This window comes from Streptomyces sp. CBMA123 (assembly GCF_014596465.1).
Lineage (GTDB): Bacteria > Actinomycetota > Actinomycetes > Streptomycetales > Streptomycetaceae > Kitasatospora.
In genome coordinates this window covers 1-9,075 of record NZ_MECK01000211.1, presented here as the reverse complement: position 1 = coordinate 9,075, position 9,075 = coordinate 1, and the positions used below count along the sequence as shown (strand labels likewise).

The 9,075-nt window shown below is 72.8% G+C and carries 11 protein-coding genes and 1 pseudogene; 7 read left to right on the top strand and 5 right to left on the bottom strand.

The genetic code is table 11. The features are described from left to right. Nucleotides 1-272, top strand: a pseudogene (locus BG452_RS22790) (hypothetical protein); the annotation flags it as partial. On the opposite strand, the gene BG452_RS22785 reads toward BG452_RS22790, so the two are convergent. The 3 genes from BG452_RS22785 to BG452_RS22775 form a co-directional block, all read right to left on the bottom strand. Next, nucleotides 247-588, bottom strand: a complete 342-nt coding sequence (locus BG452_RS22785; RefSeq protein WP_411292996.1) for a winged helix-turn-helix domain-containing protein — start codon at nucleotides 586-588, stop codon at nucleotides 247-249. The pseudogene BG452_RS22790 and the gene BG452_RS22785 sit on opposite strands and share 26 nt — an antisense overlap. A gap of 479 nt (nucleotides 589-1,067) precedes the next feature. Continuing rightward, nucleotides 1,068-1,424 (bottom strand): hypothetical protein, encoded by a 357-nt coding sequence (locus tag BG452_RS22780; RefSeq protein ID WP_188306205.1) that lies wholly within the window; start codon nucleotides 1,422-1,424, stop codon nucleotides 1,068-1,070. A 15-nt stretch (nucleotides 1,425-1,439) separates the two neighbouring features. Continuing rightward, nucleotides 1,440-2,684 (bottom strand): helix-turn-helix domain-containing protein, encoded by a 1,245-nt coding sequence (locus BG452_RS22775; RefSeq protein WP_188306204.1) that lies wholly within the window; start codon nucleotides 2,682-2,684, stop codon nucleotides 1,440-1,442. 180 nt (nucleotides 2,685-2,864) lie between these two features. Between BG452_RS22775 and BG452_RS22770 the strand changes: the two genes are divergently transcribed. The 6 genes from BG452_RS22770 to BG452_RS22745 all read left to right on the top strand — a co-directional run bounded on the left by BG452_RS22770 (nucleotide 2,865) and on the right by BG452_RS22745 (nucleotide 7,435). Further along, on the top strand, nucleotides 2,865-3,305 hold the full coding sequence (locus BG452_RS22770) for an ATP-binding protein (protein ID WP_188306203.1): 441 nt from the start codon (nucleotides 2,865-2,867) through the stop codon (nucleotides 3,303-3,305). A gap of 93 nt (nucleotides 3,306-3,398) precedes the next feature. Next, nucleotides 3,399-3,881: a flavoprotein gene (locus tag BG452_RS22765; protein ID WP_188306202.1), complete on the top strand. Its 483-nt coding sequence runs from the start codon at nucleotides 3,399-3,401 to the stop codon at nucleotides 3,879-3,881. Nucleotides 3,882-3,986: 105 nt separating this feature from the next. Further along, nucleotides 3,987-5,378 carry an NAD(P)/FAD-dependent oxidoreductase gene (locus tag BG452_RS22760; protein ID WP_188306201.1) on the top strand — a complete coding sequence of 464 codons (1,392 nt, stop codon included), beginning with the start codon at nucleotides 3,987-3,989 and terminating at the stop codon, nucleotides 5,376-5,378. 435 nt (nucleotides 5,379-5,813) lie between these two features. Further along, on the top strand, nucleotides 5,814-6,125 hold the full coding sequence (locus BG452_RS22755) for a hypothetical protein (protein WP_188306200.1): 312 nt from the start codon (nucleotides 5,814-5,816) through the stop codon (nucleotides 6,123-6,125). After that, nucleotides 6,122-6,721 (top strand): acyl-CoA thioesterase, encoded by a 600-nt coding sequence (locus BG452_RS22750; protein WP_188306199.1) that lies wholly within the window; start codon nucleotides 6,122-6,124, stop codon nucleotides 6,719-6,721. The genes BG452_RS22755 and BG452_RS22750 overlap by 4 nt, the downstream gene beginning before the upstream one ends. Before the next feature lie 318 nt (nucleotides 6,722-7,039). After that, nucleotides 7,040-7,435, top strand: coding sequence for a DUF2267 domain-containing protein (locus tag BG452_RS22745; protein ID WP_188306198.1), 396 nt, complete (start codon nucleotides 7,040-7,042; stop codon nucleotides 7,433-7,435). A gap of 53 nt (nucleotides 7,436-7,488) precedes the next feature. Here BG452_RS22745 and manA read toward each other — a convergent pair whose 3' ends face one another. Continuing rightward, on the bottom strand, nucleotides 7,489-8,739 hold the full coding sequence (gene manA / locus BG452_RS22740; RefSeq protein ID WP_188306197.1) for a mannose-6-phosphate isomerase, class I: 1,251 nt from the start codon (nucleotides 8,737-8,739) through the stop codon (nucleotides 7,489-7,491). 82 nt (nucleotides 8,740-8,821) lie between these two features. Beyond that, on the bottom strand, nucleotides 8,822-9,075 hold a 254-nt coding region (locus BG452_RS22735; protein ID WP_188306196.1), incomplete at its 5' end, for an ROK family protein.

Sequence of the window (9,075 nt, the reverse complement as noted above, 5' to 3'; positions counted from 1 at the left end):
GCCCGGCCTTCCCCGCGCCGCCCGCCGTCCCGCCGATGCCGGCCGCCGCCCCGGTAACGACGCCGCCGACCGCCCTGCCCGGCTTCGGCCCGCCGCCCGAAGGCTTCACCGCGCCGCCGTCCCCGACCTGCGGCATCTGCGGCGGCAGCTACCCGGTGCTGTGGTCCGTCCAGGTCCTCGACGGCGTCAACCCCCGGCCGCTGACCGTCTGCCGCACCTCCCCGCAGTGCTCACCGCCCTCGGTGGTCACCCCGGCGCGGCTGCCCTCCTGACGGGCGCCGCCGGCGGTGGATGCGCGGCACCGGCGGCGGCGCCGCGCAGCGGGACCAGGCGGTAGCCGATGCCGCGGACCGTCTCGATCTCGCACCGGGCCGCCGTACGGGCGAGCTTGCGGCGCAGCGCGGAGACGTACACCTCGACGATGTTGAGGTCGCCCCGGAAGGCGCTGTCCCAGACCGCGTCCAGGATCTCCCCCTTCGGGATCGCCTGGTCGGGCCGCCGGGCCAGGCACTCCAGCACACCGAACTCCTTGGCGGTCAGCCGCACCTGCTCGCCGCCCGCGGTGCAGCGCCGGGCCGCCGGGTCCACCCGGAGGCGACTTGGCCCACGAGCCGTCCTCGAAGAGCACCACGTACGCGGAGTCCTGATAGCCCTCGAACGGTGGCGGCCCCTTCCAGCCCAGGCCCGCCGTGACGGCCTGCTGCAACAGCGCCGCATCGCCCACCGCACGGGCCTCGGCAGCCGGCAGCCACTGCGCGCGCACCGCGTCGCTCACCCAGACCGTCGCCAGCCCGAACGCCAGCACCGAGGCCAGCGCGGAAGCGATCGCCGCCCGCATCCGGACGGAGAGCCGCCGCACCACCGAGTACACCCGGACCTCCCCGATCCCGCAGACGGCCGTCGCTGACGGACGGCGCACCACGGTCGCCATGCTCGCTCATCGCCCGGTCGACCTCACGGGCGGCCCCTGCGGTGCGCCGGGTGGTCCTGGCGGCGCCCGGTGGACGGACACCTTGGCCGTGGGCCCGCGCCTGCGGATGCCGCAGGCGCGGGCCGGGCTCGGGAGCTCAGAGGTGGCGTTCGATGGCCTCGAAGATGTCGGCGTCGGTCTGCTGCTGCCACTTCGGCAGGTCGTCCCAGTCGGCGGTGTAGCCGGGCTTGGGGTCGTCGATGTGCCTGTGGATCTGGGCGATCCAGCAGAGGGCGACGAAGCGGCCCTTCTGCTCCCGGCTGAGCTTGGCGGTGCCGCCGCCGCTGACCGTGACGAAGTCGCGGACCTGCCCGAACACGGCTGCGGCGGACTGCCGTTCCCATGCGGGGGTGTCGTCCCAGGGCGCGACGTAGCCGGGCTTGGGCTCGCCCGGGAAGTGCTTGCGCACCCCGGCGATCCAGGCCTCGCGGAAGATCCGGCCATCCTCGGTCATGTGGGATTCCTTTCGTCAGGCAGCCTGCTGGAGCGTTGAGATGTGGTCATGAAGCTCTGCGATCCGGGCGTCCTTCATCAGAGGTGCGAGATGTGGCTTGAGCCCGTCTAGCTTCTTTGCGATGTAGCCGGATCCGGTCTCGTCGGCGAGAGCCATGGACGCCGCACTCAAGTGGACGACCTGGTCGATGTCGCCGCAATGCGCGCTGAGGGCGGCGAGTTCAGCCAGGACGGCGCCGCGACGTCGCGGCGAGAGACCGATCTCCAGCGCGCTACGCAAGGACTGCTCGGCAAGGTCCGGTCGGCCGAGGGCGAGGTAGCAGGTGCCGCGTTCCTCGGCGAGCCGGGTGCCGTCGAACCGCAACCAGCCACCGTTCTGCATCGGGCCGGTCGGATCGCGCACCTGCTCTGCCTCTGCCAGCGCCCGGGCACAGGATTCCAGTTGCCCGAGGCCGGCGTAGGCCTGGGCTTGGACGGCGGCGACCCAGTGACGGGTGGAGAGTTGATCGTCCCCTCGCCGAGCGATTCGCGACGCTGCGGCGAGGATCGGTTCGGCGATGGCGAATCGACGCTCGGAGAGTTCGATGTAGGCGTGACGAGTCCATGCGCAGGCCCAGAGGTCGTGCTTCGATGCTTCGCGGGCGGCGGCTGCGGCGAGGGTGTAGCACTGCGCGGCGTCCGTGTACCGATTGGCGTCGAAGAGGATCTCACCGGCGAGTTGATAGAGGTCTCCCGCCAGCCCGCAGAGCTGCTTCCGCTCGTCGCCGGAACTGACTGAGCGGAGCCCGGCTGCGAGAACTCCCAGCCGGTGTCGCACCAGAGGGTAGATCGCCTGCTTGTTCCGGGATGCCGAGAAAACCCGCCAAAGATGTGCGTTCACCAGGTCATCGGCGTCGGGGGATGGAACGGAAGCTGCTGATGCGGTCGTGCTCTCACCAGAGGCGAGCGTGATCAAGGCCCCCGTCGCCGCAAGTAGCCCGAGGACCTCGCGTCTCTTCATGTCGTCACTCTCGTCGATGGGCGTGGGGACCGTCGGGCGAATTGGTGCCTTGGGCAGCGGATTCAGGAATCCGTCCAGCTCCGAGGTGGTGACCTTGAGGAGCGCTGCAAGCTTCAGCCTCTGTTGAGGTTGGGGGTCGGCGTGGCCGCACTCCCAGCGGGTGACAGTGGAAGTGGCGGCCCCGAGATCGGCAGCGAGCCTTTCCTGACTGTAGCCCAGCTCCCGGCGCCTTCGAGCGAACAGATCGCGCTTGCTGCTCATCCGTCCCCGTTCCACGAACGTCATCGTTCCCAGCCGTGCACCTGCGACGCCTGGGAAACGCCTGGAAAGTGCCGCAGGTCTGCTCTGGTCGACGGTAACGCATTGTCGTTCACTGGTCACGCGCTGCTTTGGTCGGTGGTCTGAGGGCCGTCTCCCGCAGCGCTTCGGTTCGAGATTCCGATGGCCGAGGGGCTGTTGTCGATGACGAGTGGGCTTCTGATTGACGAGCGGGTGTCGAGGCCGGCGACCGTGATGCTGCCGTACCGGCCGGAGTCGGCCGGGAAGGCCCGTCGGATGGTGCGGGAGAAGCTGGAGGAGTGGGGGCTGCTGGATCTCGTTGACGCCGCTGAGCCGATCATCAGCGAGCTGGTCGCCAATGCGGTGAGGACGGGGTGTCTGACTCGGATGACCGTCACGATCCGGCGGGTCACGGACCGGACGGTGCGGTTGGCGGTGCGGGACGGGGCCCGTGCGCTGCCCGTGGTGATGGTGGCTCGTGAGGATGAGGAGTGTCATCGGGGGATGGCTCTGATCGACCAGCTGACGGGCGGGCGGTGGGGAGCCACCGTCGAAGCCTTCGGGAAGACCGTTCATGCGGATCTCGTGGTGCCTCGATCGTGAGTGAGGGATGCGGGATCACCGGTCCGGTGCGGGGGTGGCTAGCGTGGAGGGCCTGATGGTCGGCGTGGTGGTGGTGAGAGGGGAGTTCGGGGAATGCCGATGCTCTACGTGGTCGTGTGTGCGGCGGGGGTTGCGGGTGGGGTGGGGGAGTTGATCTCCGCTGCGCAGGGGCGGGGGTGGGAGGTCGGGGTGGTGGCGACTCCGCTGGCGATGGGGTTCGTCGACGCCGGCGCGATCGAGGCGCAGACGGGGTATCCGATCCGTTCCGCGTGGCGGAGGCCGGGGGATCCTCGGCCGTTGCCGGATCCGGATGCCCTCGTGGTCTCGCCCGCCACGTTCAACACGATCAACAAGTGGAGTGCCGGGATCTCGGACACGCTCGCGTTGGGGATCCTGTGCGAGTCGTACGGGTGGGGGATTCCGGTGGCCGTGCAGCCGTGCCTGAGCGCCGCGCAGGCGGCGCATCCGGCGTACGGGGAGAGCCTGACCAGGCTGCGGCGGATGGGTGTGCGGGTCGCGGAGTTCGTGCCCGGATCGTACGACTGGGCGCGGGTGTTGGAGCTGCTGGAGGTCTGACAGGGTGGCTGGTCCGGTGGCCGGATCCTGGCAGTGTGCGGGTGTTCCGTGGTGAGCGGCCCGGAGTAGCGTCCGGGCAGGTCGGCGACGGTGTGGGAGGTTCCGGTGGTGGCGGTCAACGGTGGGGTGTCGTTCTGGTACGCGGCGGACGGGGTTCCGCAGCCGGGGCCCGCTCTGCCGGGGGACCGGGACGTGGATGTGTGCGTGGTCGGCGGCGGGTACACCGGGCTGTGGACGGCCTACTACCTGAAGAAGGCCGAACCCTCCCTGCGGATCGCCCTGTTGGAGCGCCGGTTCTGTGGCTACGGCGCCTCGGGGCGCAACGGCGGGTGGTTGTACAACGGCTTCGCGGGGCGTGGCGCCTTCGCGAGGACGTACGGGCTCGGCAGCGCGGTGGCGATGCAGCGGGTGATGGACGAGTCGGTCGGGGAGGTCGTCGAGACGGCGGCCGCCGAGCGGATCGACGCGGACATCGTGCCCGGCGGCGTGCTCGAAGTAGCGCGGAGCAGACCGCAGTTGGAGCGGCTGCGGGCGTACGTGGAGGCCGAGCGCGGCTACGGCGACGGCCGGGTGGAGCGGCTCGGCGCGAAGGAGGCGGCGGAGCGGATCGGCGTCGCGGGCACCCTCGGCGGTGCCTGGTCCCCGTACGGTGCCCGGATCCAGCCGGCGAAGCTCGCCCGGGGCCTGGCCAGGGTGGTGCGGGGCTTGGGAGTCGAGGTGTACGAGTCCACTCCGGTCGGCGCGATCCTGCCGGGCGGCGGCCGGCGCCGACCGCGTGCCGTCACCCCGTACGGCACCGTGACCGCCGGGCAAGTGCTGCGCGCCACCGAGGGGTTCACCGCCGGGCTGCGCGGGGAGCGGCGCACCTGGCTGCCGATGAACTCGGCGATGGTGGCCACCGAGCCGTTGCCCGCCGAGTTCTGGGCGGAGGTCGGCTGGCAGGGCCGGGAGGTGCTGGGGGATTTCGCGCACGCGTACATGTACGCCCAGCGGACCGCCGACGACCGGATCGCGCTGGGCGGGCGCGGGGTGCCGTACCGCTTCGGCTCGCGGACGGACTCGGACGGCGGCACCCAGGTGGAGACCGTGCGCCAACTGCGCCGGATCCTGGACCGGTTCTTCCCGGGCGCCGCGCGGGCCCGGATCGACCACGTCTGGGCCGGTGTGCTGGGCGTCCCCCGGGACTGGTGCGCGACGGTCGAGCTGGACCGGGCGAGCGGGCTCGGCTGGGCGGGCGGGTACGTCGGCAGCGGGGTGACCACCACCAACCTGGCCGGCCGCACCCTGCGTGACCTGGTGCTGGGGCGGGACACCGAGCTGACCGGGCTGCCCTGGGTGGGCCACTCGGTGCGGCGCTGGGAGCCGGAGCCGCTGCGCTGGCTGGGGGTGCGGGCGATGTACGCCGCGTACCACGCCGCCGACCGGCAGGAGGCGGCCGGGCGGGCCACCACCTCGCCGATCGCCCGGGTGGCGGACCTGGTGTCCGGGCGGCACTGACGCTCCGCGCGGGACCGGGACCGGGATTGGGACCGGGACCGGGACCGGGACCGCGGCCGGGAGCTGGAACGGGAACGGCTCCGGGGCGCGGCGGCCATCGACCTCGCGCCCGTGCCGGCGGAGCCGGGCCGGTTCTGGCTGAGCACCCCGCGCGGCGGTGGCTGGTAGCAGATCTGTGACGGACGGTAGTCGATCTTGCTCGGCGGGTCGGCGATACCACCCGTTCTGCTTACCGCGTTCGGCTGATGGGGCATATTGTGTACCCCCGCAAACTACTCCGATGGAAGTCAGTTTCCCGTCGCCGTCCGGAAACCATCTGCGGACCCGCGCCGACTGGGATAGCGTCGAAGCCGTCGGGGGGCCGACACCGATCAGGGTGTATTCGAACGTCAGCTACCGGGCCGTAAACGGCCCGAATTGGTCCTGGAGAAAAGCATGCGGAATTCCCCGGAGGAAATCCGGTCGGACGCCATCGACGATCTGCAGCTCGCGGTCGACTCGTTGGCGGCCTTTCCGGCCCGGAACGCGGCCGGCGCGGCGGATGTCACCGAACGGCTCGCCGCAGTCGCCGAACTCTGCCGGTCGGTCGACATGATGCTCGACAGCCTGGTCGTCCAGGCGGCCGCCGAGGCCGCCGAGGAGGGCTGGACGGCGGCCCGGATGGCGGCCGAACAGTCCGGCTACTATGCCAGGTTGCAGCGGGCGCTGCTCCCCACCGGCGCCGGCGCCGGGCTGACGCAGCAGTGAGCGCGCCGCACTCGGGCGCGCACGTGCTGTCCTGCCCCACCAGGTGGAGCGACGTCGACGAGAACGGGCACATCAACAACGCCCGGCTGGTCGGCTACATCCAGGAGGGGATTCACGACCTGTTCCGCCACCACGTGACCGCCGTCCGGCAATCGCTGTTCCCGTCGGGATTCATTATCGCCCGGCATGAAATCGATTACCTGGAACAGTTGCACCACCGCCCCGAGCCTTTGTCGGTGCGGCTGACGGTGGAGCACCTCGGGCGGAGTTCCGCGCACGTCGAGGTGAATGTCTGCCGCGATCCGCTCACATTTATGCGGGCGCGGACCGTGGTGGTCGCGCGGGACCGGGAATCCGGGCGTTCGCGCAAACTCAGCCAGAACGAGCGGCGCTTTCTGTCGGCGTTTATGTCGGTCTCGGCGGCCGGAGCGGCCTCGGACACGGGGCGTGGCGACGGCCGGGCCGCTGCCGCGGCCTCCGCCGCCGTCGCAGCCGCGAAGTCGACGGCGCCGACGCAGCGGGTGCCGGCCCGGTTCGGTGGCGGGTTGGGCTCGCCGCGGGGCCCGCGCCGGCGGTGCCGTACCTCGGCGGGCTGACCCCCCGCCGACTGCGTGGGCTCCCGTGCCGGTGACGGCGCGGGCCGGCGGCGTGATCGACAACGGCGTCGATCCGTCGGTCCGGCCTCCAGCCTCCCGCACCCCCTCCCCCCGCCTCCCCGCTCGGCATCCGTCGTCAAGGTTCCGTTCGGGACCGGGCCCCCGCCCGCACCGACGGGCATCGCCCCGGCCGGACCGCAGTACCCTGAGCAGCACGGGAACCGGTACGTCCCCCGGCGGTCACGGGCTGAGATGAGGCAGGCCCGCGGAGCCTCGCCGCCGGCCCGGCCCGGTCCCGCAGGCCGGAAGGAGGACGCGATGACGATTTCCTGGGAGGACTTCCTCGCCCGCGTCGTGGAGCGCGGCGAGTACCGGGGCGCGGCGGAGGCGGACCACGCCGCCCGGGTCGTGCTCGGCCTGCTGGGCGAGCACCTGGTGGGCGCGGAGCGGATGGAACTCGCCGACGCGCTGCCCGGGACGTACGCCTCGCTGCTCCGGGACACCGGACCGGCCGCCGAGCCGCTGACCGCCGAGCGCTTCGTGGAGGCCGTGGTGGGCTGGATCGACGGCGCGACCACGGCGACGGCGCAGTGGGACATCGGGGCGGTGCTGAGCACCCTGACCGACCTCGTCCCCGGGGAAATGATCGACCGGGTGATCGAGCAGCTGCCGGACGGCTACGACCTGCTGTTCGGCCATCCGCTGCCCGCCTGAACAGCGGATCGGGCTTCGGCCACCCGCTGCCCGCCTGGGCGGCGCATCGGGCTTCAGCGGCCCGTGGTGGCCCGGAACAGCTCCGCGCCCGAGCCGGTGAGTTCGACCGGTCCGGCGCCCGGGGGCAGGTAGGCGGAGGCGCCCCGGGGCAGGTCCAGGCCGGGGTGTCCGGGGGCGTGCAGCCGGGCGTGGCCCGCGACGCAGAGCAGGATCTGCGGGGTGGGCAGCTCGACGCGGACGGGGGTGACCGGCGGGCGGAGCCGGGAGAGGCGGAACTCCTCGGCGGGGGAGGGGAATTCGGCTTCCACGCCGCTCAGTGGGCGGGCGGTGAGGAGGACCGGCTCGGCGGCGCGGAAGGACGTGACGGCCAGCAGTCCGTCCACGTCGACGTGCTTGGTGGTGAGTCCGCAGCGCAGCACGTTGTCCGAGTTGGCCATCAACTCCACGCCCGTGCCCCGGAGATAGGCGTGCGGCACCCCGGCGTCCAGGTACAGCGCCTGCCCGGCGCGGAGTCGGACGTGGTTGAGCAGCAGCGCGGCGAGCAGCCCGCGGTCGCCGGGGTACTCCTCGGCCAGCCGGGCGTAGGCGGCGCAGGTCTGCGCGTAGGGGCCGTCGGAGGCCGCCGTGCGGCGCAAGGCCTCGGTGACGGCGGCGAGTTGGGGATCCTCGGAGAGCCGGCGCCGGTCGGCGGGGCGGGGAGCGTCGGCGGGTTCGGGAGCGTCGGCGGGTCGGGGAGCTTCGGCCGTCAGTGCCTCCCGGAGCAGGACGGGCAGGGCCTCGGCGGCGGGCCGCTCGCGCAGGGTGGCGGACCAGGGGGCGAGTACGCCGAGGGCGTCCAGCAGCCGGGCGGTGCCGGCCGGCCGGCGGAAGCCGCAGAGGGCCTCGAAGTCGCCGAGGGCGCAGAGCAGTTCGGGTTTGTGGGAGCGGTCCTTGAACACCCGCTCCGGGGCGGCCGGTGGGATGCCCCGGGCCTGCTCGTCGGCGTACCCGGCCTCGGCCTGGGCGCGGGTCGGGTGGACTTGGAGGGAGAGCGCCCGGTCGGCGGCCAGCACCTTGAACAGGAACGGCAGCGCCGGGCCGAACCGCCGTACGGTGGCGGGCCCGAGCAGGCCGTCCGGGTCGGCGGCGATCAGCGCGTCGAGCGGTCGGCCGGCCGCCCGGGACGGGGCGCAGGGGTGGGCGCCCATCCACAGCTCGGCCTGCGGGGTGCCGTCGGGTGCGCTGCCGGTGAGGGCGGGGATGGCGGTGGGGGAGCCCCAGGGGTAGTGGCGGACCGGGTTGTGGAGCAGGGCGTAGGGCGGCATGCCGTGGTCTCCGAGGAGGGCGGTCAGGGCGGGTCAGGGTGGGTCAGGGCGGGTCAGGGTGGGTCAGGGCGGGCCAGGGCGGTCAGCGGCAGAGCGCGGCGGCGCCGATCAGCCCGGCGTCGGTGCCGAGTTCGGCGCGGCGCACGTCCAGGCCGCGGACGTAGGACAGGGCGGCGTAGCGGTCCAGGTGGCGGGCGAGCGGGGCGAACAGCACCTCCCCGGCGGTGGCGACGCCGCCGCCGACCACCACCCGCTGGAGGTCGACCAGGGCGGCGGTGGCGGCGATCCCGGCGGCCAACGCCTGGGCGCCCCGGTCGAAGGCGGCCAGCGCGACCG

Coding starts and splice junctions, on each gene's coding strand:
- BG452_RS22775 (WP_188306204.1), bottom strand. CDS start 2,684: ATGAGCAGCAAGCGCGATCTGTTCGCTCGAAGGCGCCGGGAGCTGGGC.
- BG452_RS22765 (WP_188306202.1), top strand. CDS start 3,399: ATGCCGATGCTCTACGTGGTCGTGTGTGCGGCGGGGGTTGCGGGTGGG.
- BG452_RS22770 (WP_188306203.1), top strand. CDS start 2,865: ATGGCCGAGGGGCTGTTGTCGATGACGAGTGGGCTTCTGATTGACGAG.
- BG452_RS22745 (WP_188306198.1), top strand. CDS start 7,040: ATGACGATTTCCTGGGAGGACTTCCTCGCCCGCGTCGTGGAGCGCGGC.
- BG452_RS22755 (WP_188306200.1), top strand. CDS start 5,814: ATGCGGAATTCCCCGGAGGAAATCCGGTCGGACGCCATCGACGATCTG.
- manA (WP_188306197.1), bottom strand. CDS start 8,739: ATGCCGCCCTACGCCCTGCTCCACAACCCGGTCCGCCACTACCCCTGG.
- BG452_RS22780 (WP_188306205.1), bottom strand. CDS start 1,424: ATGACCGAGGATGGCCGGATCTTCCGCGAGGCCTGGATCGCCGGGGTG.